The sequence below is a fragment of the Prescottella soli genome (assembly GCF_040024445.1).
Classification (GTDB): domain Bacteria; phylum Actinomycetota; class Actinomycetes; order Mycobacteriales; family Mycobacteriaceae; genus Prescottella; species Prescottella soli.
Genome location: NZ_CP157276.1, coordinates 4,039,701 through 4,061,958, shown reverse-complemented (window position 1 = coordinate 4,061,958; position 22,258 = coordinate 4,039,701). Strand labels below are relative to the sequence as shown.

The window sequence follows — 22,258 nt, the reverse complement described above, 5'->3', positions numbered from 1 at the left end:
GAGCGGGCTTGGTGTTGCCGTGAAGTGCTGGCTAGCTTGCCTTCTTGGTGACACGGCCGTTGTCGGCGTATTCGTAGAAGCCGGCACCCGACTTCTTGCCGACGAGCCCTGCCTCGACCATCCGCAGCAGCAGAGGCGGTGCCGAGTACAGCGGCTCCTTGAACTCCTCGTACATCGAGTCGGCGATCGACTTGACGGTGTCAAGCCCCACCAGATCGGTCAGCGCGAGCGGACCCATCGGGTGCGCACATCCGAGCACCATCGCCTTGTCGACGTCTTCCTTGGTGGCGAACCCGGATTCCACCATGCGGATCGCGGAGAGCAGGTACGGCACCAGAAGGGCGTTGACGACGAAACCGGAACGGTCCGCCGAACGCACGATCTGCTTGCCGAGCAGCTCGCTCGCGAAGGTCTCCGCCCGCTTGGACACCGCCGGGCTGGTCTTGAGAGTGGTGACCAGCTCGACGAGCGGGAGGACGGGCACCGGGTTGAAGAAGTGCATGCCGATGACGCGCTCGGGCGCCTTGGTCGCAATGCCCAACTTCATGATCGGGATGGACGAGGTGTTCGATGCGAGCACCGCGTCCGGATCCGTCACGATCTGGTCGAGTTCGGCGAAGATCTCACTCTTGATCTTCTCGTCCTCGACGACGGCCTCCACTACGAGCTGCCGGTCTGCGAAATCACCGAGGTCGGAGGTGAAGCGCAGCCGCCAGGCGGCCTGCTCGCGTTCCCGCTCGGTGATCTTGCCGCTGCTCACTCCGCGATCGAGCGAGCGCAGGATGCGCGCACGTCCGGCCGCGGCGAGTTCGCGGCTCGGCTCGTACACCAGCACGTCGACGTGTGCGCGTGCGCACACCTCTGCGATTCCCGAACCCATGATGCCGGCGCCGATCACGCCGACGCGCTGAATCTTTTCGCTGGTCACGTCAGCTCCTTTTCGGAAGTGGAGGTCGGTCCCCGGGAGGGATCGACGTGGAGGACACCCCGCCGATCCCTCCCGAGAGGTCGAGAGGCCTAGTGGAACTGGCCCTCTTCGGTGGAGCCCTTGAGGGCAGCCGTCGAGGTGTTGGGGTCGACGGTGGTGGCGATGGAGTCGAAGTAGCCGGCGCCGACCTCACGCTGGTGCTTGACGGCGGTGAAGCCACGCTCGGCAGCGGCCTTGAACTCGCGCTCCTGCAGGTCGACGAAGGCGGTCATGCCCTCGCGGGCGTAGCCGTGCGCCAGGTCGAACATGCCGTAGTTGAGCGAGTGGAAGCCAGCGAGGGTGATGAACTGGAACTTGAAGCCCATCGCGCCGAGCTCCTTCTGGAACTTCGCGATGGTCGCGTCGTCCAGGTGCGCCTTCCAGTTGAAGGAGGGCGAGCAGTTGTAGGCCAGCAGCTGGTCCGGGAACTCGCTGCGGACGGCCTCGGCGAACTTCTTCGCGACCTCGAGGTCCGGGACGCCGGTCTCCATCCAGATGAGGTCGGAGTACGGGGCGTAGGCCTTGGCACGGGCGATGCAGGGCTCGATGCCGTTCTTGACGCCGTAGAAGCCCTCGGCGGTGCGGGTGCCGTCGAGGAACTCGCGGTCACGCTCGTCGACGTCGGAGGTCAGCAGCGTGGCAGCCTCGGCGTCGGTACGGGCGATGACGACCGTCGGGACGTCGGCGACGTCGGCGGCCAGACGCGCGGAGGTCAGGGTGCGGATGTGCTGCTGCGTGGGGATGAGCACCTTGCCACCGAGGTGGCCGCACTTCTTCTCCGACGCGAGCTGGTCCTCCCAGTGCGAACCGGCGACACCGGCCGCGATCATGGCCTTCTGCAGCTCGTAGACGTTGAGCGCGCCACCGAAGCCGGCCTCACCGTCGGCGACGATCGGGGCGAGCCAGTTGTCGACGGAGGTGTCACCCTCGACCTTGGCGATCTCGTCGGCACGCAGCAGCGCGTTGTTGATGCGGCGGACGACCTGCGGCACCGAGTTGGCCGGGTACAGCGACTGGTCGGGGTAGGTGTGGCCGGAGAGGTTCGCGTCACCGGCGACCTGCCAACCGGACAGGTAGATGGCCTTGAGGCCCGCGCGGACCTGCTGGACGGCCTGGTTGCCGGTGAGCGCACCGAGCGAGTTGATGTAGTCCTCGTTGTTGACGAGATCCCAGAGGATCTCGGATCCGCGACGAGCGAGGGTGGCCTCCTCGACCACGGTGCCCTGGAGCTTGACGACCTGCTCCGCGGTGTAGTTGCGGGTGACGCCCTTCCAGCGGGGGTTGGTGTCCCAATCCTTCTGGATCTCTTCTGCGGTCCGCGGGGTGCCAGTGGTCGACATCGAAAGCTCCACTTCTTCTCTGCTGCTGCGCCCGGTACGGATGTACTGCTTCACATCGTTGCCAGGCCGTTCGGATGTACAAACCGACAATGACACAGACGAAAACCGCCGTCTACCTGTTGCTAATGCCAATCTTCGCTAGCTTTTCATTTCAATCTGCGAAGCTTGCTAATTTTCCGGCAGCCAAGCAGTTGCTTGGGTTACCGGTCAGTAGCAACGGAAGTTACCCGCAAGTAGGCCTCTACCTCGGCATTAGCGTGAGAACGGGACACGACCAGAGAACGTGAAATCGGACACGTGACGGACGTCTCGACCGAGCGAGTCCGCGCGAGCCCTCGCCGGCCCTGTGAGGGCAATCACACGAATCGGACACCGTTCCATACAGCGGAACAAACGAAAACGCGGGTTACAGATACCCCCGCGAGGCCGATCGGGGCGTTATCGGCCCGCCTGCCGGCCGAGGATTGCCACGCGCGCGAATCCGTAGCGCGCGTCGAGCGACGTCGACGACAACAGGTCGTACGCACGCGATCCGAACTCCGCGCACTCGACGACAGCCGAACCGGTGACGATCGGCGACAGCCGTGTGAGCTCCCACTGGGTGCGGACGACGTCGCCGGAGTCTCCGCTGCTCGCGACGCCGACGGGCTCGACGAGGTCCGTCCGCCACGACTGACAGGCGAGCCAGTCCGGCGTCAGCTGCGCCTGCTCGGACCCGCATTCGGACAGCTCGACCCGCCCGAGCAGTCCCCGCCCTCCCCCGTCGGCCGGGGGGATCGCGAACCCCATGCCGCCGACGCCGTTCACCAGGCTCAACTCGGCCTGCGGCAACGCCGGCAGCGCGAAGGGGTTGCGGTCCTCGTCTCCGATCGGGGCGCCCACCAGCAGATCGGACGTGAACGCGCTCTCGTCCTGCTCTCCGGGCAACAGGCACGAGCACGACATCCCGGCGAACAGCCGGCCCTGGGGCACACCCACCGCGTCGGAGTCCGCAGACAGCGGCTCGACGATCCACACCGCGATGCTCGGCCGCTCCGGCACCTCGAACGATTCCGGCAGGAGTGCACGGCTGAAGGACCGGCTGATGTCGGTCGTGAGGATCAGCCATCGCGCGGTCACGGATATCGCGTCGAGGTCCTTCGGCTCCTCGGCGACGGACTCACCGGCTGGGGGCTCACCGGCGCGCGCCGTCGCGACGCCGGACTGTGTGGCCGTCCGGTCCGCCGTCGGGGCGGACGGAAAGAGCATCGGAGGCTGGAGGCCGCTACGGGAGCGACGCTTCGAGGTGAAGATCATCGTGACCTCTGACGAACCTGGTCTAGTACCGACCGCCGTCACCTGGACGACGAGCGACCACTGGGACTGGGGACGGACCACGCCCTGGTCAGGGGGGCGAGCGTGGGCCGGGAACTCCCGCCCGCCGGCGGGCGTCCACTTCTGTTCGCCCGGAGCGCGCGAGCCCTCGCCGCGCGCTCCAAACTGCCTCGCAATCAATGCTTTACACATATGAGCACTGACAGTTGCCAAGCTTTTGCCACCGTCACCGAGATGTCAAGACTTGTTCCGAAAACGTCATAATCGGTCTACTCGAGGCCGGTGTTCTGTCTGTTTACGCGATCATTCCGTCGTCGCCGAGCGTTGCGCATCGGTGAAGCCGTGGACCGGAGCGCCCACCACCGCTCGACGCTTCCTACTCACGTAGTCGGAGGTGACGAAGTACGCGGCCTCGACGTACTCGCCCTTGGCGTCGTAGGTGATGGACTTGTCGGCCGCGAACCCCATGTGCCGGCCCACGGAGACGGCGTCCATGTTGGCGCCGAGGAACACGTAGTCCCACCCGTAGACCTGTTCCTGGCGAGCGATCGCGTCCTTCACCGCAGCGAGCGTCCATTCGGTGCTCGAGTTCTCGTGACCGTCGGTGACGACCACCACGATGACGTGCCCGGGCCGCTCGGATTCCGGCCGCGCCGCCAGCTCCTCCCCGATCTCCGTGGTGAACCTTCCGATGCCGTCGAGCAGTGCGGTGCTTCCACGGGGACGCAGTTCCAGCGGCGGCACCTCCGCGATGGGCACGGCCGTGTAGACGCGCTCGTACTCGCGGTCGAACTGTGCGAGCGTGACTTCCGCGGCGCCGGGCTGCGCACGCTGCTCGGCGATGAACGCGTCGAAACCGCCCTCGGTGTCCGATTTGATCGAGTGCATCGAACCCGAGCGATCCAGCAGTACGGCGATGAGCGTGAGATCCGAATTGGTCATGCGAACTCCAACTGGTGCGTGAAGGGCGTTCTGCACGAACGCCGCCGACCGGTGGTCAGCATCGCAGTATGCGGAAAGGTACCGACAAGTTCGGATGTGCCGATCACCGCGGAACTTCATGGGCACGAGAACCCGAGTGCTAACGGAACCCTTTGCACGGTTAGCAACACGCTCGTACCCTGACTTCATGTCCAAGACCTTCGTCGGCGCCCGGCTACGACAGCTGCGGACCGAGCGCGGCCTGAGCCAGGCGGCCCTCGCGAAGACGCTGGAGATCTCCGCCAGCTATCTCAACCAGATCGAGCACGACGTGCGCCCGCTGACGGTGCCGGTGCTGCTGCGGATCAGCGAGGTGTTCGGGGTCGACACGACGTTCTTCTCGTCGCAGGACGACACCCGGTTGATCGCCGAGCTGCGCGAGGTCGCGCTCGACAAGGACATGGGCATCGACGCGGACGCGCAGGAGATCGCGGAGATGGTGTCGTCGCATCCGGGTCTGGCGAAGGCGCTGGTCAACATGCACCGCCGCTACCGCAACACCTCCGCGCAGTTGGCCGCGGCCACCGAGGACCGGTACAGCGACGGCAGCGGCAGCGGGTCGATCACGATGCCGCACGAGGAGGTTCGCGACTACTTCTACCAGCGGCAGAACTACATCCACGATCTCGATACCGCGGCCGAGGAACTCACCGCGCGCCTGCGGTTCCACCGCGGCGACATCGCGGACGGGATCGCGCGCCGGCTGGAGAACCTGCACGACGTCCAGATCGTGCGCCGCATCGACCTGGGCGAGAACGTGCTGCACCGGTACGACCCCGAGACCCGGGTGCTGGAGATCTCGCCCGCACTGTCCGGTGGCCAGCAGGTGTTCAAGTTCGCGACCGAGCTCGCCTATCTCGAGTGCGGCGACCTGCTGCGCAAGCTGGTGGACGAGGGCAACTTCACGTCCGACGAGGCCCGCTCACTCGCAATGCTCGGTCTCGCCAACTACTTCGCCGCCGCGACGGTGCTGCCCTACGGCCAGTTCCACGAGATCGCGGAGGACTTCCGCTACGACATCGAGCGGCTGTCGGCGTTCTACGCCATCAGCTACGAGACGATCTGTCACCGCCTGTCGACGCTGCAACGCCCGAAGCAGCGCGGGGTGCCGTGGTCGTTCGTCCGCGTGGACCGCGCGGGCAACATGTCGAAGCGCCAGTCCGCCACGGGGTTCCACTTCTCGTCGAGCGGCGGCACGTGCCCGCTGTGGAACGTGTACGAGACGTTCGCCTACCCGGGCAAGATCATGACCCAGATCGCGCAGATGCCCGACGGCCGCAACTACCTATGGGTCGCGCGGACCGTGGAGCGGCGTGCGCAGCGCTACGGCCAGCCGGGCAAGACGTTCGCGATCGGCCTGGGTTGCGAACTGCGCCACGCGCCTCGCGTCGTGTACGCGGACGGCCTGGATCTCGGCGGCAGCACCGCCACCCCGATCGGTGCCGGCTGCCGCGTGTGCGAGCGGATGAACTGCCCGCAGCGCGCGTTCCCGCCCCTCGGCAAGGACCTCGACATCAACGAGCACCGCAGCTCGGTGTCGCCCTACACGATTCGCTGAGCGCCGACGGTTCAGCCGGCCGCGTCCGGCCAGGCCTGTTCGAGGCGGTCGGCTTCGGCCCGCGCCTGCCGCTCGCCTGCCTCGAAGGCCGGCGTCCAGTTCGCGCGGCTGTGCAGATCACCGCCGAACACCGCGATGGACGGTTCATCCGGGGAGATCAGAATCGATTCTCCGGGTTGCGCCACCCCGAGTTCGGACTCGAGCTCTGCCGCCGGAAAGAGGTGAGCGAGAGGGTGAACGGCGACCAGGAGCCGCGCCCCGGCCGCCAGGTCCGCATTGGTCGACGAGTGCATGCCGCCGTCCATGAAGCGACGACCCCCGATGGTCATCGGCGGGTAGAAGCCCGGCATGGCGCGGCTCGCGACGACGGCGTCGGCCAGGGCAGCCCCTCCGTGCCTGTCGAAGACTTCGCGCCGACCTGAGAGGGCATCGACGGCCACGACCAGCAATGCGGTGTCCGGCCATTGCCGCGATCCGATCATTCTCTGCATCCGCTCGACATGCACCGGCTCATGCTCTGCGCTCATCTCGAGCGCGATCTGTCCGACACGTTGTCGCGCGACGTCCGGCTCGAGTTCCTTGTCCCCCAGTTCCGCGAAGACTCTGCCGATCGAACGGGGGTCCGGCGGTGGCAGCTGTACGTCGGTAGAAGCCGGCCGGGGTGGCTGCGCCAACTCGGCCGGATCCTGCCCGGTGGCGAGTACAGCGCCGACGATCGCGCCGGCCGATGTTCCGACGATCAGATCGGCCTCCGCCAGGTCGACCCCGAGACGCCGCAGGCCGGTCGCCAGGCCGGCCATCCAAGAAGTACCGACGACGCCGCCCGCACCGAGTACGACAGATCTATCCGGAAACTGTTGCATGTCAGCAACATTACGGCCTCCGATCGATGCATCCGCGCGGATCGCCGGGAAGACCCCAACAGGCTCGACGGCGCGAATCGATCGGAAACTCCCTTCATCGAGCCTCGTCCTCAGAGGTCGTGTGAGCTCCCGTTCACGCGTGCGTAACGCGCGACACGAACTCGTGATCCACAGACATTCCGGCGCAACAACTTCCGCCTACAGTCTCGGATCACGGATACAGCGTCGTATACGTACCTCTCCGCAGCTCAGCGTCATTCCTCTCGACGGAAAGGCTCGTTCATGCCCACGTTCTCGAAGCGTGCCCTCACCGCCCCCGCCACACTCGCGGTGATCGGCCTGGTCCTCACCGCCTGCGGCAGCAAGGCGTCGGACACCTCGGCCGCCGGTACGACGGCCGCCGCCTCCTGCGTCGACACGTCCGGCGACACCGTCAAGGTCGGCTCGCTCAACTCGCTGTCCGGCACGATGGCGATCAGCGAGGTCACCGTCCGCGATTCGATCGCGCTGGCGGTCCAGGAGATCAACGACGCGGGCGGCGTGCTCGGCAAGAAGATCCGGATCGTCGCCGAGGACGGCGCCTCGGAACCCACGGTCTTCGCCGAGAAGGCCGAGAAACTCATCAGCAGCGACTGTGTCGCAGCCGTTTTCGGTGGATGGACGTCGTCTAGCCGCAAGGCGATGCTGCCGGTGTTCGAGGACAACAACGCGCTGCTGTACTACCCCGTCCAGTACGAGGGCCTCGAGGACTCGCCCAACATCTTCTACACCGGCGCGACCACGAACCAGCAGATCGTGCCGGCCCTCGACTATCTGAAGGAGAAGGGCGTCAAGTCGCTGTACCTGGTGGGCAGCGACTACGTCTTCCCGCAGACCGCGAACCGCATCATCAAGGCGTACGCCGCGGCCAACGGCATCGAGATCAAGGGCGAGGACTACACCCCGCTCGGGTCCACGGACTTCTCGACGATCGTCAACAAGGTCCGCGCCGCCGACGCCGACGCCGTGTTCAACACGCTCAACGGCGACTCCAACGTCGCGTTCTTCCGGGAGTATTCGAACGTCGGACTGAAAGCCGCTGACATGCCCGTGGTCTCGGTGTCGATCGCCGAGGAGGAGGTGGGCGGCATCGGTGTTCAGAACGTCGAGGGCCAGCTCACCGCGTGGAACTACTACCAGACCGTCGACAATCCGGAGAACAAGAAGTTCGTCGAGGCGTACAAGGCGAAGTACGGCGCAGACAAGCCGACGTCGGATCCGATGGAGGCCGCGTACACGTCCGTCTACCTGTGGAAGAACACTGTGGAGAAGGCGAATTCGTTCGCCGTCCCGGACATCCAGGCCGCGGCCGACGGCGTCACCTTCCAGGCCCCCGAGGGTCTGGTCACGATCGACGGCGACAACCACCACATCACCAAGACCGCCCGCATCGGTGAGATCCGCAGCGACGGATTGATCTACACGATCTGGGAGTCCGACGGCCCGATCCAGCCGGACCCGTATCTCGAGAACTACGACTGGGCGAAGGGCCTGTCCGGCTCGGGTAGCTAGCCGATCGAGTACAACGAGGGAGGGCGGGTACCGATGGATGTCGTGATCGGGCAGCTGTTCACCGGCCTGAGTATCGGGTCGATCCTGTTGTTGGCGGCACTGGGCCTGTCGCTGACATTCGGGCAGATGGGTGTGATCAACATGGCCCACGGCGAGTTCATCATGGCGGGCTCGTACACCGCCTACGTGGTGCAGCAGGTGGTGTCGAGCACAGGTGCGTCGCTGCTCATCTCGCTCGTGGCAGGCTTCGTGGTGGGCGGTCTCCTGGGGGCCGCACTCGAGTCCACACTGATCCGGCGGATGTACCACCGGCCGCTCGACACCCTACTGGTGACGTTCGGAGTGGGTCTGGTGCTGCAGCAGTTGGCCCGCGACATCTTCGGCGCCCCAGCCGTCAACGTCGTCGCGCCGTCGTGGCTCTCGGGCGGCGTCGAGATCCTTGGTGCCGTCGTACCCCGGACCCGGATCTTCATCCTGGTCCTCGCGATCGCGGCGGTGGCGGCGCTGTCGTTCGCGCTGGCGAAGACGCCGATGGGCCGCCGTATCCGGGCCGTCGTGCAGAACCGCGACCTCGCCGAGACCAGCGGAATCTCCTCGCGGCGAAGCGATGTCACGACGTTCTTCGTCGGCTCCGGTCTGGCCGGCGTCGCCGGGGTGGCGCTGACGCTCATCGGGTCCACGAGCCCGACCGTCGGGCAGTCGTACCTGATCGACGCGTTCCTGGTGGTCGTCATCGGTGGCCTCGGCCGGCTCTCGGGTGCGGTGGTCGCGGCGTTCGCGCTCGGCATCCTCAACGCGTTCATCGAGTACTCGACCACCGCCTCGATCGCGAAGGTGATCGTGTTCGTGCTCATCGTCATCTTCCTGCAGGTCCGCCCGCAGGGACTGTTCGTCGCCAAGACAAGGAGCCTGGTATGACCGTGCTCAGTCGCTACCGGGCGTGGGTGGGGTTCGCTGTCGCCGCGGTCGTGCTGTTCGGGCTCGCCCCGGCCCTGTTGTCGGACTTCCGGCTCAATCTCCTGGCGAAGTTCCTGTGCTTCGCGATCGTCGCGGTCGGTATCGGATTGGCCTGGGGCCGAGGCGGAATGCTCACGCTCGGCCAGGGTGTGTTCTTCGGTCTCGGCGCCTACATCATGGCGATACACCTCAAGATCGCCGACGCGGAGCTCCGTGGCGACGCGGTACCGGACTTCATGCAGATCGCCGGCATCCGGGAGTTGCCCGCCTACTGGACCTCGTTCACCAACCCGGTCACGACCATCGTCGCGATCCTCGTCGTCCCCGCGCTGGTCGCGTTCCTGCTCGGCCTCGGCGTGTTCAAGCGGCGCGTCAAGGGCGCGTACTTCGCGATCCTGTCGCAGGCGCTCGCGGCGGCGTTCGCGATCCTACTCATCGGCCAGCAGTCGATCGGTGGATCCAACGGCCTCAACCGGTTCCGCACGTTCTTCGGGTTCAATCTGTCCGATCCGGCCAACAAGCGGATGCTCTTCTTCATCGCCGCCGCGGTGCTTCTGTTCGTCGTCGCCGCGACCCGGCAGTTGATGAACTCCCGCTACGGCGAACTCCTCGTCGCGGTCCGCGACCAGGAGGAGCGGGTCCGGTTCCTGGGCTACGACCCCGCGAACATCAAGGTCGTCGCCTACACGGTCGCCGCCTTCTTCGCCGGCATCGCGGGCGCACTGTTCGTTCCGATCGTCGGCATCATCTCCCCCGCCGACGTCGGCATCGTTCCCTCGATCGCGTTCCTCATCGGGGTCGCGATCGGCGGCCGCACGACACTGCTCGGCCCGGTGCTCGGCGCCATCGGCGTCGCATGGGCGCAGACGACGCTGTCGGAGAACTTCCCGTCGGCGTGGACCTACGCGCAGGGGCTGCTGTTCATCGTCGTGATCGGCTTCTTCCCCGCCGGCATCGCGGGACTCGCGACCCTGCTCCGACGTCGCACCCTCGTCACCCCACCCGATCCCGAACCCGAACCCGCGCGCGAAATGGAGGTGGCTCGATGAACGGTGCCCACACTCAACCGGCCATCGGCGGCAACGCCGGCATGTCGAGCGAGTACCTCGAGATCCGAGGCCTGCGGGTCACATTCGACGGATTCACCGCCGTCGACGGCGTCGATCTCACCCTGTTCCAGGGCGACCTGCGGTTTCTCATCGGCCCCAACGGGGCGGGCAAGACCACCCTGGTCGACGCCGTCACCGGCCTGGTCCCCGCGACCGGGTCCGTCACGAAGTCCGGGGCGGAACTGCTCGGTCGGAAGGTCCACCAGATCGCGCGACTCGGCGTGGGCCGCACCTTCCAGACGGCGTCGGTGTTCGAGGAGTTGACGGTGCTGCAGAACCTCGACATCGCGGCGGGCTCCGGGCGGTCCCCACTGACCATGCTGCGGCGCCGCAAGACCGTACTGCCGCAGATCGAGGAGGCACTCGAGACGATCGGGCTCGCGCACCTGCGGGACCGGCCCGCCGGGATCCTGGCGCACGGGCAGAAGCAGTGGCTCGAGATCGGCATGCTGCTGGTCCAGGACGCCGACGTGCTACTGCTCGACGAACCGGTGGCCGGGATGAGCCACGACGAGCGCGAGGAGACCGGAAACCTGTTGCGCCGCATCGGCGCCGAACGAACCGTCGTGGTCGTCGAGCACGACATGGACTTCATGCGAGCGTTCGCGACGTCGGTGACGGTGCTGGCCCGCGGCAAGGTCATCGCCGACGGCAGTGTCGAGGAGATCCAGGCCGACCCGATGGTGCAGCAGGTGTACCTGGGGACCGCCGCTGCCGTCGACGTACTCGAGGAGCACTGATCATGCTGGAACTCATCGACATCCGCACCGGGTACGGCCGCACCGAGATCATCCACGGCGCCTCGGTCGTGGTGCCCGACGAAGGCGTCGCCGCGGTCATGGGACACAACGGCGCCGGCAAGACGACACTGCTGCGGGCCGCGGTCGGGCTCGCGAAGACGACGTCCGGCACGATCCGGCTCGACGGCGAGGATGTCACGGGACTGCGCCCCAGCGCCCGCGTCGCCCGCGGTCTCGCGTACGTCCCGCAGGGACAGCAGTCGTTCGGGCAACTCACGTGCCTCGAGAACCTGCAGGTGGTTGCCGACGGACGCCGACGCGGCAAGGCCCTCGTCGACGAGCAACTCGCGCTGTTCCCGGCGCTCGAGTCGCTGCTCGACCGCCGCGCGGGACTGCTGTCCGGTGGTCAGCGTCAGCAGCTGGCGATCGCGCGGGCCCTGATCACCGAGCCGCGCGTCCTCGTGCTCGACGAGCCGACCGAGGGCATCCAGCCGTCGGTGGTCGCCGAGATCGAATCCACGATCGTCGAACTCACCCGACGCGGCAACCTCGGAGTCCTCCTCGTCGAGCAACACATCGGGTTCGCCCTGCAGTCCGCGCAGCGCTACTACGTCCTCGAATCCGGCCGCGTCACGTCGAGTGGTGCCGGAGGCCCGGACGCCGAGTCCGTCGTGCGCACCGCCCTCACCATCTGACCGGACGTCCGACACACCCTCCCATCGAAGGAGAACCCCCGTGTCCCCCGCTTTCGACTTTGCTTTCGACACCCTCCTCGTCGCCAATCGCGGCGAGATCGCCTGCCGCATCATGCGGTCCGCCCGCGCGCTCGGCCTCAAGACGGTCGCGGTGTACTCCGACGCGGACGCGTCGGCCATGCACGTCGAGATGGCCGACGCAGCCGTCCGCCTGGGCCCGGCCCCGGCGGCCGAGTCGTACCTGCGCACCGACATGGTCATCGAGGCCGCGCTCGCGACCGGTGCCGGAGCGATCCACCCGGGATACGGATTTCTTTCCGAGAACGCCGAATTCGCGACCGCCACCGAGCAGGCGCGGATCGTCTTCGTCGGCCCCACCCCGGAGCAGTTGCGGGTGTTCGGCAACAAGCACACCGCGCGTGAGGCCGCGCGGGCGGTAGGCGTGCCGCTGGTCCCCGGCAGCGGCCTGCTGACGTCGGTCGAGGAGTCGCTGGGCGAGGCCGAGCGCATCGGATATCCGGTGATGCTCAAGGCCGTCGGTGGCGGTGGCGGCATCGGCATGCAGGCGTGCTTCACTCCGGCCGCGCTGCGCGCAGCGTACGAGACGGTGCAGCGGTTGGCGGCGGCCAACTTCTCGTCGTCCGGGGTGTTCCTGGAGCGCTTCGTGGCCCGCGCCCGCCACATCGAGGTGCAGGTGTTCGGTGACGGGACCGGCCGCACCGTCAGCCTCGGGACCCGTGACTGCTCGTTGCAGCGTCGTAACCAGAAGGTGGTCGAGGAGGCGCCGGCGGCCGGACTCCCCGACGCGGTCGTCGAGCAGTTGCTCGCCGCTTCACGGAGTCTGTCGTCGTCGGTGGACTACCGGTCGGCGGGCACCGTCGAGTTCGTGTACGACGTGGACCGCGCGGAGGCGTCGTTCCTCGAGATGAACACCCGCCTGCAGGTGGAGCACCCGGTGACCGAGGAGGTCACCGGCGTCGACCTGGTGGCATGGATGCTGCGACTGGCCGGCGGGGACGCGTCGATGCTCGACGGCCTGCCCGACTCGGGCCCCGCGATCACCGGGCACGCCGTCGAGGCACGCGTGTACGCGGAGGATCCGGGCCGGGACTACCGGCCCAGCGCCGGCACCCTCACCGCCGTGCAGTTCCCGCCCGACGCGCGAGTGGAGACGTGGGTGGACACCGGCACCGAGGTGAGCGCGCACTACGATCCGATGCTCGCGAAGATCGTCACCCGCGGCGCGACCCGGGAGGAGGCGCTGGCGAGACTGGGCGGGGCGCTGGCCGACACCCATCTCTACGGTGTGCAGACCAATCTTCCTCAGCTACGGCACATCTGCGCACAACCACTCACCGAGCACACGACGTCGTCGCTCGCCGACATCCCGGCCACCGGACCGCGGATCGACGTGCTGCGGGCCGGCACGATGACGACGGTGCAGGACCTGCCGGGCCGGATCGGACTGTGGGAGGTCGGCATTCCCCCGTCCGGGCCGATGGACGACCTGTCGTTCCGGCTCGCCAACACGGCGGTCGGCAATCCCGTCGGCGCGCCCGGACTCGAGTGCACGCTGCAGGGTCCGCGGCTGGAGTTCTCGACGCTCGCGGTGGTGTGCGTAACCGGTGCCGACGTCCCCGTGACCGTCGACGGTCTCGCCGCACCGATGTGGGAGCCGATCGAGGTGGCCGCGGGCTCGGTCCTCGACATCGGTTCCCCCGCCGACGCCGGGCTGCGCACGTATCTCGCGGTGCGCGGCGGCCTGGACGTTCCCCTGTTCCACGGCAGCGCTTCGACGTTCACGCTCGGTGGGTTCGGCGGCGTCACCGGCAAGGCCGTCGCGACCGGCGACGTGCTCGGAATGCCGGCGGAGACCGAGGCGCAGGCCGATCCGGCGCCCGTCCCCGCCGACGCCCGCCCCGAGTTCACTCACACGTGGCATCTCGCGGTCGCGGAGGGCCCGCAACCGGCGCCGTCGTACTTCACCGACGCCGACATGACACAGTTCTACGACACCACGTGGACCACGGCGAGCCACGCCAACCGCACAGGCATCCGACTCGACGGGCCGAAGCCGACGTGGTCGCGTCCGGACGGCGGCGAGGCCGGACTGCACCCGTCGAACCTGCACGACAACCCGTACAGCGTGGGCGCGCTGAACGTCTCGGGCGACACCCCGATCCTGCTGGGCCCGGACGGCCCGAGTCTGGGCGGCTTCGCGTGCCCGCTGACGGTGGTGAGCGCGCACCGCTGGAAGATGGGGCAGATCCGGCCCGGTGACGCGGTCCGCTTCGTCCCCGTGCCCGACGCCGACGGCGACACGCTGCGCCGGTCCGACGCCGACCGCGCGAAGGACGTTCCGGCGGTGCGGGTCTCGCGCGGTGACGGTGGCGCGCTGGGCCGCATCGACGCCGCCGACGACCGCCCGGCGGTGGCGTACCTGCGCGGCGGCGACGACAACATCCTCGTCGAGTACGGGCCGATGGCGCTCGATCTGGGCCTGCGGATGCGGGTGCACGCCCTGTCGGAGGCGTTGACGCAGCTGAAGGTGTCGGGGCTGGTGGACGTCACCCCCGGCGTGCGGTCGCTGCACCTGCACTTCGACCCCGAGGTCCTGCCCCAGCGGCGACTGCTCGGGTTGCTGCAGGAACTCGAGCAGGACCTGCCCGCCACGCACGACCTGGTGGTCCCCAGCCGAACGATCCGGCTGCCGCTGTCGTTCGACGACCCGTCGATCGCCGATGCCCTCGACCGGTATCGCAGCGGCGTGCGCGACACCGCGCCATGGCTGCCGTCGAACACCGAGTTCATCCGCCGCATCAACGGACTGGGCAGCGTCGACGACGTCCGCGACACCGTGTTCGACGCGGAATACCTCGTCCTGGGACTGGGCGACGTGTATCTCGGTGCTCCGCTCGCGGTTCCGCTCGATCCACGGCACCGACTGGTCACCACCAAGTACAACCCGGCCCGCACGTGGACGCCGTCGGACGCGGTGGGCATCGGCGGCAAGTACCTGTGCGTGTACGGCATGGAGTCGCCCGGCGGCTACCAACTGGTGGGGCGAACGGTGCCGATCTGGTCGGGCTACCGGCAGCGACCGCCGTTCGAGACCGGTAAGCCGTGGCTGTTCCGCTTCTTCGACCGGATCGTGTGGGAGCCTGTGACCCCCGAGCAGCTCGAGGAGGCGCGGGCGGAGTCCCGCGCGGGCCGCCTCGACGTCGAGATCGGCGAGGGCACGTTCGCACTCGCCGACCACTTACGGTTCCTCGCCGAGTACGCCGACTCGATCGCGGCGTTCGAGGCGCGGCAGACCGCGGCGTTCGAGGCGGAGAAGCAGGCGTGGCACGCTGCCGGCGAATTCGACCGCACCGAGACCGCGCCGACCCTCGCGGTCCAACCCTCGGCCCTGGACGTCCCGCCGGGCGCAGTGGTGGTCGAGGCACCCATGGTCGGCAACGTGTGGCGGGTGGAACTCGAACCCGGACAGCAGGTCTCGGCCGGGGAGCCGGCGGTGATCCTGGAAGCGATGAAGCTCGAGATGCCGGTCCCCTGCCCCGGTTCGGGGACAGTGCTGCAGGTCCTCGCGGAGCCGGGCGCCAAGGTAGCGCCCGGGACCCCGTTGGCCGTCATCGGCTGAGGCGTTCCTCGGCGAGCGCCTTGACCGACCCCTTGGCGACCTTCCCGCCCGGCGCCAAGGGGAGCTCATCGACGGTCAGGACGCGCTCGGGTATGTACTCGCGGGTGACGCCCTGCGCGGTGAGCCACGCCGACAACTCGGGCGCGGTGAGCTCGCCGCCGTCGGTGGTCACGACCACGGCGCACACCTTCTCGCCGAACAGTTCGTCGTGGACGCCGACCACGGCGGCGAGGGTGACGGCCGGGTGCGTACGTACGAACTCCTCCACCTCGACCGCGGAGATGTTCTTGCCGCCGCGAATGATGATGTCCGCCTTGCGCCCCACGACGCGGACCCGTCCGGCGGCGTCGACCTCGACGATGTCGCCCAGCAGCATCCAGCCGTCGTCGGTGTACAACTCGGCGTCGGCCTCGGGGTCGTCCCAGTAGCCCCGACACATGAGCGGACCGTTCACCCCGGGCTGTCCGCGGCGCTCGTCGCCGACGACTTCGGCACCGCTGTCGTCGAACACCCGCACCCGCATGTCGTCCAGGAGATGCCCGCACGTGCGCAGTCGCGTGTCCGGGTCGTCGTCGACGGTGGTGACGCTCACCGCGCCGGTCTCGTTGGAGCCGTAGAACTGCAGCACCGCGGCACCGGTGCGCTGCTCGAACGCGAGCGCCTCCGAGTACGGCACCGCCTCGCCGCCGGTGAACATCGCCCGCAGCGCGGTCAGATCGGCCGTGCGGGCCCGCTCCGACCGCAGCAGCATCTTGAACTGCGTACTGACACAGTTCAGTACGGTCACCCGCTCACGCTCGAGCAGGTCGATCATGGTGTCGACGTCGAACCGCTCGAACACCACGACGGGGATTCCGAGGAACGCGGGCAGGAAGTGCGCGGTCCACAGCCCGAAGCCGAACGGAGCCGGTACCGCGCCGAAGAACACGTCGTCGCCGGTGATCTTCCCGGCGCAAACGGCCACCTCCGAGAAGCCGATCCAGCGCCGCTCGGTCTGTGTGACCAGCTTCGGCAGTCCGGTGGTTCCGGACGTCGAGTTGAGCATCGACACGTCGTCGATACCGAACCGAGGGCTGGTCGCGTCGAAGCACCGATCGGTGATCTGCACCAGGTCACCGGCAGCGTCCTCGACCTCGACGGAGCCGAGGTCGTCCACGTAGATCACGTGATCGGGGCCGCCGGTGCGCTCGCGCAGCTCGGCGACGAGGACCGCGGTGTCCTGGCCTCGCAGCGTCCGTGCGGTGATCAGCGTCCGGCACCCGGCACGCGTGCTCAGGTGCGCCACTTCCTTGACGCCCGAGCGTGATCCGATGCCAACCGCAATCCGCCCGGTACGGTATGCGGCGCACAGCGCGGCATGGAAGATCATCGTGTCGGGCAGGTACACCGCGACAGGATCGGGTTCGGCCCCACCGAGCGTCGCGAGCGCGGAAGCGATGCGGTCGGCGGCCGCGTCGTAACTCGCCCACGAGATGCGGGCGTCGGGGGTGATGAACGCGATCCGGTCAGGTGTGGTGAGTGCCCAGTGACGCACCATCTCGCTGACGCTCAGGTCGGTGAACTTCTCGGGTGCGGTGCTGAAGTCGCCCACTGCGATGTCGAGTGCCCCCGCCGCGGCGCTGCTTCCGATCCCCACAACCGACTCCTGTCTCGCACCGTCCGACTCGCGGTCAATCAAGCAATTGCTTGACTGACTGCGTCCGGGCCAGAGTATGCCCCCGGTCACACACCAAGTCAACGCCGGCGCCCGGCCCGTCGGCCGCGCCTATCAGCCGCCGCGGAGCGCGCGCAGTTCGCGGATCGCCTCCTTGAGTTCGCGGACGTCACGGCGCAACTCGGCGATCTCCGAAACGTCGACGGCAACGGCGCTTTCGTCGGCCGGACCCGACCCGGACGGCGACGCCGCCGGGATCGGCGCCGACGCCACCCGCCCACCGGTCGCACAGCCGTCGAGGAACACGGCGATCAGGTCGTGGCGCAGGCGTTCCGCGTCGGCGGCGAGCGTCGCGCGGTTGAAGCGCACGGTGGACCACACCGACTCGCGGAGCATGCGGTGGAACTGCCGGGGATCGAGGTCACCGCGGAACTCGCCCGATGCGACGCCGCCGTCGATCGCGTCGGCCCAGTAGTCGTTGGCGCGGCGCACCGCGTTCGCGATCCGCCCGTCCCCGAACTGAGCCCCGAGCGCACACTCGTTCTGATAGATCTCGGTCGCGAAGGGATGATCGACGGCCGCGTCGAACGCGACCGTGACCATGCGGTCGAGGCGTTCGCGGCCGGATTCCCCTGGAACCAGCGCGGCCTCGTAGCGCTCGTTGAGGTCGTCGACGTACGCGAGCACGATCTCGCAGACGATCGCATCCTTGGACCCGAAGTAGTGATAGAGACTGCCGGAGAGGATGCCGACCTCGTCGGCGATGTCCCGCACGGTGGTCCCCGCGACGCCTTTTTCGCTGAACAGCTTCGCGGCGTGGAACAGAATCTCTTCGCGCCGGGTCGATGCCACCTTGGGGCCTCCCCCTGCTCGTGCCTGTCCTGAAACCAATCTAACGCTTGCTAGAGGTGGGGATGCTACACGGACTCTCGCTTTCCCCGACAGATCCGACCGGCGATGTTAGCGTCCCTCCTACCACTCGGTAACCGAGGGTGGGGCAGTCTCGATGACCGGAACGAACGGATGGGTGGAGTCCGAGTTGGCCGCACACGACGAGAAGACCGGCGACGGCACCGCGCCGCGGATCAGGCCGGGGCGGTTGAAGGAACTCGGTCCGATCAACTGGGCTGCGTGGCGGGTGCTGTCGCTCGGTTCGCGCACGAGGGACGCACAGCTGTTCAGCACCCTCGGCCGCACCGGTGGACTGTTCCGGGGCTGGCTGCACTACTCGGGTGTGCTGATGTTGCTGCCAGGCACCAAACTGTCCCGGTTCGAGATCGAACTGGTCGTCCTGCGCGTCGCGCACCTGCGGGAATGCCGGTATGAGATGGAACACCACGTCCGTCTCGGCCGCCGCGCCGGCGTGACTGCGCATATCCTCGACCGCGTGCTGACCGGGCCCGACCATCCCGACTGGAGCCCGCGGCACCGCGCCATGATGGCGGCGACGGACCAGCTGGTCAGGACCGACGACATCGACGATGTGACGTGGTCGACACTGGCCGCGCACCTCGACGAACGTCGCCTGGTGGAGTTCTGTCTGCTGGCCACGCAGTACGACGGTCTGGCCACCACGATCGAGACCCTGAGAATCCGATCCGACTTCTGATCAGGAAGCGGTGGCACACTGGAGGCCGTGGACCCCGAGCAACTTCGAACCGATTTCTCCCGTTTCATGATGTCGTACCGGTTCGGAATCACTCAGCTGCTGACGAAGGTGAACATCCTCAAGGACGAGTTCACGCACATCAATCTCTACAGCCCGATCGAGCACGTGGCCTCCCGGCTGAAGTCACCGGAGAGCATCCTCCGCAAGGCACACCGCATCGGCTGTCCGCTCACACTCGACGACGTCAGCGAGCAGATCCTCGACATCGCCGGGGTGCGGATCACGTGCAGCTTCATCTCCGACACCTACCGCATCGCCGAGATGATCACGAGCCAGCCGGACATCGAGGTACGCGAGGTCGAGGATTACATCGCGAACCCGAAACCGAACGGCTACAAGAGCCTGCACCTGATCGTCGAGGTGCCCGTGTACCTGAGCGACCGGGTGCAGCGGGTGCCGATCGAGCTCCAGATCCGCACCATCGCAATGGATTTCTGGGCGAGCCTCGAGCACAAGATCTATTACAAGTTCAACCGGGAGGTGCCGGCCGAACTGCTGGCCGAACTCACCGAGGCCGCGGAGACCGCGCACCGGCTGGACGTGAAGATGGAGCGGCTCAACGACGAGTTCGCGAAGATCAAGGCCCGGCCGGGACTTCCCGACGACGGCGCCGAAGTAACCCTCCCGCCGCAACTGCTCGACGCGTTACGGATGCGACTGCCTGAGTAGGGCGTTCGCACGACACCGCCGGACGGGGCATACGCTCCGTCCGGCGGTGTGACGGCGTCAGCGTCCGCCGAGCGAGCCGGTGATCACCCCCGACAGCAGGCTCGACAGCGATCCCGCCCGGTCCGGTCGGGTCGGTTGGTCCGGTCAGAAAGGGCAACATGCCCGCCGAGGGCGCGGTCGGCATGCACTGATCTCCCCCTCCCCCTCGGGAAGCTGAAGGGTCCCTTCGTGCGCTGCCAGCGCGTGAAGGGACCCTTCAGCTGTTCGCGGGAGCGTCAGAGCGCGGCGCGCAGCACCGTCTCGAGCGGGGTAGACGGGCGTCCGATCAGCCGCTGCAGGTCGCCGCTGGTGACGTCGAGGACGCCGGTCGCGACACCGGCGTCGGCGTCGGCGAGGACCGCGGCCACCGGCGCGGGCAGGCCGACGGACTCGAGCACGCCCTGGTACTCCTCGACCGGCAGGTTCCGGTACTCGACGCGCTTGCCCGTGACGTTCGAGATCGCCTGGGCCAGTTCAGGATATGACACGTGCTCGTCGCCGCCCAGTTCGTACACCTTGCCCGCCTGGTCCTCGGCGGAGGTGAGGACGGCGGCGGCCGCCTCGGCGTAGTCGGCGCGGGCGGCACCCGCGACCCTGCCCTCCCCGGCGCTGCCGACGAGGACGCCGCGCTCGGCGGTGCCGGCGAGGTCGTTGGTGTAGTTCTCCCAGTACCAGCCGTTGCGGAGCAGCGTGTGGTCGATGCCGGACTCGGCGAGCAGACGCTCGGTGACCTGGTGCTCCTGCGCCAGCTGGAGCGTGTTGTTCGGGGCGTCCGGGATGGACGTGTACGCGATGAACCCGACGCCCGCGGCCTGTGCGGCGTCGATGATGTTGGTGTGCTGGGGCAGGCGGCTTCCCACCTCGCTGCCGGAGATGAGCAGCAGCTTGTCCACGCCGGCGAGCGCGGTCTCGAGCGCGCCGCGGTCGGCGTAGTCGGCGGTGCGGACCTGCACACCCTGGTCCGCAAGGTCGGCGGCCTTCTCGGGGTTGCGGACGACGGCGACGATGTCGGACGCGGGTACGCCGCGGCGCACCAGGGCGTCGACGGCCAGACGGCCGAGGTGTCCGGTGGCGCCGGTGACTGCGATGGTCATGAGAACTCCCTGTGTTGAACCTTCAACTCTTCGTTCGCCCTCCATAATGCACTTATTTTTCGTAAGTGCAATCCCTGTAGTCAGTGCTGCGCGTTCGGACGGTAGTAACCTCGACGTCGTGAGCACCTCCGACCAGCCCATCGACGACCCGACGCTCGAGGCCGACGTCTTCGCGCGCGACTGCCATTCCCGCGACGCACTGCTCAACGTCACCGGACGGTGGGGCACGCTCGCGATGGCCGCCCTGGCGGAGGGCCCTTACCGGTTCGGTGCGCTGCGCCGACGGGTGGACGGGGTGAGCGAGCGGATGCTGGCGCAGACGCTGCAGCAACTCGAGCGCGACGGCTTCGTGCATCGGGAGGTTCGCGAGACCATCCCGCCGAACGTCGAGTACAGCCTCACCCCGCTGGGCGAGGAGATCGCCGAACGTCTCGCCGGCCTGATCGACCTGCTCGAATCACGCATGCCGGACATCGCCGCGGCCCAGAATCGGTACGACGCACGCTGACCGTGACGACGACGGGGGTGGCCGATGCCGAGCCTGACCAGTATGGCCATGCCGTTGGCGATCGCACTGCTGGGCCGACGCCGACCGAGCGCCGACGACATCCGCCGGGAGATCGCGGCGCTGCAGGCCAAGCCCAAGTCGTTCGCGCCGCCGGCGTCGCTCAGGCGCACACTCGACGTCACCGCCACCACTTCGATGGCGGGCTGGCCGGTGTTCACGGTGACCCCGCGCGGGGTGACGCCGTCGTCGCGCGTGCTGTATCTGCACGGCGGCGCCTACATCCGGGAGATCACCCGGCATCACTGGAAGTTGGTGGGACAGTTGGCGTCCGCGGGTGCGGCGGTGACGGTGCCGATCTATCCGGTGGCGCCGCGCGGGACGGCGTCGCACTTGGTGGCGGCGTCGGCCGACCTCGCCGAACGGTTGGCGACGCGCGGCGAACCACTGGTGGTCGCGGGTGACTCCGCGGGCGGCGGGCTGGCCCTGGCTGTCGCGCTCGCGCTCCGCGATCGCGGTATCACCTCCCCAGCGCACACCGCGCTGATCTCGCCGTGGCTCGACGCGACCGGGTCGCACCCGGAGATCCGCGAGATCGCCCCGCGTGATCCGTGGCAGCATCCGGACAGCCTCACGGTGGCCGCGGACGCCTACCGCGGCGAGCTGGATCGGGAGCACCCGTGGGTGAGCCCGCTCAACGGCGATCTCACCGGGCTCGGCCCGATCACCCTGTTCACCGGCACCCGCGACATCCTCAACGTCGACGCCCGCCGCTTCCGGCCGCTGGCATCCGCGGCCGGGGTGTCACTCGACCTCCACGAGGAGCCCGAGATGATCCACGTCTACCCGCTGCTCCCGATCCCGGAAGGCAAGAAAGCCCGCACAATCCTGTGCGGGCTTCTTGCGGACTAGC

The 22,258-nt window shown here is 68.0% G+C and carries 19 protein-coding genes; 11 read left to right on the top strand and 8 right to left on the bottom strand.

Translation table 11 applies throughout. From position 1 onward, the window contains the following. Positions 1–31 precede the first annotated feature (31 nt). From ABI214_RS18815 to ABI214_RS18800, 4 genes are all read right to left on the bottom strand, one after another. Positions 32–928: a 3-hydroxybutyryl-CoA dehydrogenase gene (locus ABI214_RS18815; protein ID WP_348604029.1), complete on the bottom strand. Its 897-nt coding sequence runs from the start codon at positions 926–928 to the stop codon at positions 32–34. A gap of 89 nt (positions 929–1,017) precedes the next feature. Continuing rightward, on the bottom strand, positions 1,018–2,307 hold the full coding sequence (gene aceA / locus ABI214_RS18810) for an isocitrate lyase (protein ID WP_348604028.1): 1,290 nt from the start codon (positions 2,305–2,307) through the stop codon (positions 1,018–1,020). 438 nt (positions 2,308–2,745) lie between these two features. Then, positions 2,746–3,555, bottom strand: a complete 810-nt coding sequence (locus tag ABI214_RS18805; RefSeq protein WP_348604027.1) for a hypothetical protein — start codon at positions 3,553–3,555, stop codon at positions 2,746–2,748. A gap of 369 nt (positions 3,556–3,924) precedes the next feature. Beyond that, a complete protein-coding gene (locus ABI214_RS18800) occupies positions 3,925–4,563 on the bottom strand; it encodes a vWA domain-containing protein (protein WP_348604026.1) in 639 nt (212 codons plus the stop codon). Positions 4,564–4,750: 187 nt separating this feature from the next. On the opposite strand from ABI214_RS18800, the gene ramB reads away from it, so the two are divergent. After that, entirely contained in the window at positions 4,751–6,160 is a 1,410-nt protein-coding gene (ramB, locus tag ABI214_RS18795) for an acetate metabolism transcriptional regulator RamB (RefSeq protein WP_348604025.1), read from the top strand. Between the two features lie 11 nt (positions 6,161–6,171). On the opposite strand, the gene ABI214_RS18790 is transcribed toward ramB, so the two are convergent. Beyond that, complete coding sequence (locus ABI214_RS18790; RefSeq protein ID WP_348604024.1) at positions 6,172–7,023, bottom strand: patatin-like phospholipase family protein; 852 nt, start codon at positions 7,021–7,023, stop codon at positions 6,172–6,174. A gap of 282 nt (positions 7,024–7,305) precedes the next feature. Here ABI214_RS18790 and urtA point away from each other — a divergent pair, with 282 nt between their 5' ends. The 6 genes from urtA to uca are packed head-to-tail and all read left to right on the top strand — an operon-like array spanning position 7,306 to position 15,715. Then, entirely contained in the window at positions 7,306–8,574 is a 1,269-nt protein-coding gene (gene urtA / locus ABI214_RS18785) for an urea ABC transporter substrate-binding protein (RefSeq protein WP_348604023.1), read from the top strand. 33 nt (positions 8,575–8,607) lie between these two features. Further along, entirely contained in the window at positions 8,608–9,492 is an 885-nt protein-coding gene (gene urtB, locus ABI214_RS18780) for an urea ABC transporter permease subunit UrtB (protein WP_348604022.1), read from the top strand. Further along, positions 9,489–10,580 carry an urea ABC transporter permease subunit UrtC gene (gene urtC / locus ABI214_RS18775; RefSeq protein ID WP_348604021.1) on the top strand — a complete coding sequence of 364 codons (1,092 nt, stop codon included), beginning with the start codon at positions 9,489–9,491 and terminating at the stop codon, positions 10,578–10,580. The genes urtB and urtC overlap by 4 nt, the downstream gene beginning before the upstream one ends. Continuing rightward, the gene (gene urtD, locus ABI214_RS18770) at positions 10,577–11,380 is read left to right on the top strand and encodes an urea ABC transporter ATP-binding protein UrtD (protein ID WP_348604020.1); all 804 of its coding nucleotides are present in this window, start codon (positions 10,577–10,579) and stop codon (positions 11,378–11,380) included. The genes urtC and urtD overlap by 4 nt, the downstream gene beginning before the upstream one ends. A 2-nt stretch (positions 11,381–11,382) precedes the next feature. Beyond that, the gene (gene urtE / locus ABI214_RS18765) at positions 11,383–12,075 is read left to right on the top strand and encodes an urea ABC transporter ATP-binding subunit UrtE (protein WP_348604019.1); all 693 of its coding nucleotides are present in this window, start codon (positions 11,383–11,385) and stop codon (positions 12,073–12,075) included. 40 nt (positions 12,076–12,115) lie between these two features. Next, on the top strand, positions 12,116–15,715 hold the full coding sequence (gene uca / locus ABI214_RS18760; protein ID WP_348604018.1) for an urea carboxylase: 3,600 nt from the start codon (positions 12,116–12,118) through the stop codon (positions 15,713–15,715). Here the strand turns inward: uca and ABI214_RS18755 are convergent. Both ABI214_RS18755 and ABI214_RS18750 read right to left on the bottom strand, forming a co-directional pair. After that, complete coding sequence (locus ABI214_RS18755) at positions 15,705–17,351, bottom strand: class I adenylate-forming enzyme family protein (protein ID WP_348604017.1); 1,647 nt, start codon at positions 17,349–17,351, stop codon at positions 15,705–15,707. The genes uca and ABI214_RS18755 overlap by 11 nt on opposite strands. 132 nt (positions 17,352–17,483) lie before the next feature. Next, complete coding sequence (locus tag ABI214_RS18750) at positions 17,484–18,221, bottom strand: TetR/AcrR family transcriptional regulator (RefSeq protein ID WP_348604016.1); 738 nt, start codon at positions 18,219–18,221, stop codon at positions 17,484–17,486. 187 nt (positions 18,222–18,408) lie between these two features. On the opposite strand from ABI214_RS18750, the gene ABI214_RS18745 reads away from it, so the two are divergent. Both ABI214_RS18745 and ABI214_RS18740 read left to right on the top strand, forming a co-directional pair. After that, complete coding sequence (locus ABI214_RS18745) at positions 18,409–18,978, top strand: carboxymuconolactone decarboxylase family protein (RefSeq protein ID WP_348611763.1); 570 nt, start codon at positions 18,409–18,411, stop codon at positions 18,976–18,978. A gap of 66 nt (positions 18,979–19,044) precedes the next feature. Further along, positions 19,045–19,707 (top strand): GTP pyrophosphokinase, encoded by a 663-nt coding sequence (locus ABI214_RS18740; RefSeq protein WP_348611760.1) that lies wholly within the window; start codon positions 19,045–19,047, stop codon positions 19,705–19,707. Positions 19,708–19,982: 275 nt separating this feature from the next. Here ABI214_RS18740 and ABI214_RS18735 read toward each other — a convergent pair whose 3' ends face one another. Beyond that, positions 19,983–20,840: an SDR family oxidoreductase gene (locus ABI214_RS18735; protein WP_348604015.1), complete on the bottom strand. Its 858-nt coding sequence runs from the start codon at positions 20,838–20,840 to the stop codon at positions 19,983–19,985. A 46-nt stretch (positions 20,841–20,886) separates the two neighbouring features. Between ABI214_RS18735 and ABI214_RS18730 the strand changes: the two genes are divergently transcribed. Both ABI214_RS18730 and ABI214_RS18725 read left to right on the top strand, forming a co-directional pair. After that, positions 20,887–21,348, top strand: coding sequence for a winged helix-turn-helix transcriptional regulator (locus ABI214_RS18730; protein ID WP_408587160.1), 462 nt, complete (start codon positions 20,887–20,889; stop codon positions 21,346–21,348). 42 nt (positions 21,349–21,390) lie between these two features. Next, positions 21,391–22,257 (top strand): alpha/beta hydrolase, encoded by an 867-nt coding sequence (locus ABI214_RS18725; RefSeq protein WP_348604013.1) that lies wholly within the window; start codon positions 21,391–21,393, stop codon positions 22,255–22,257. The last annotated feature ends 1 nt before the right edge of the window (position 22,258 follow it).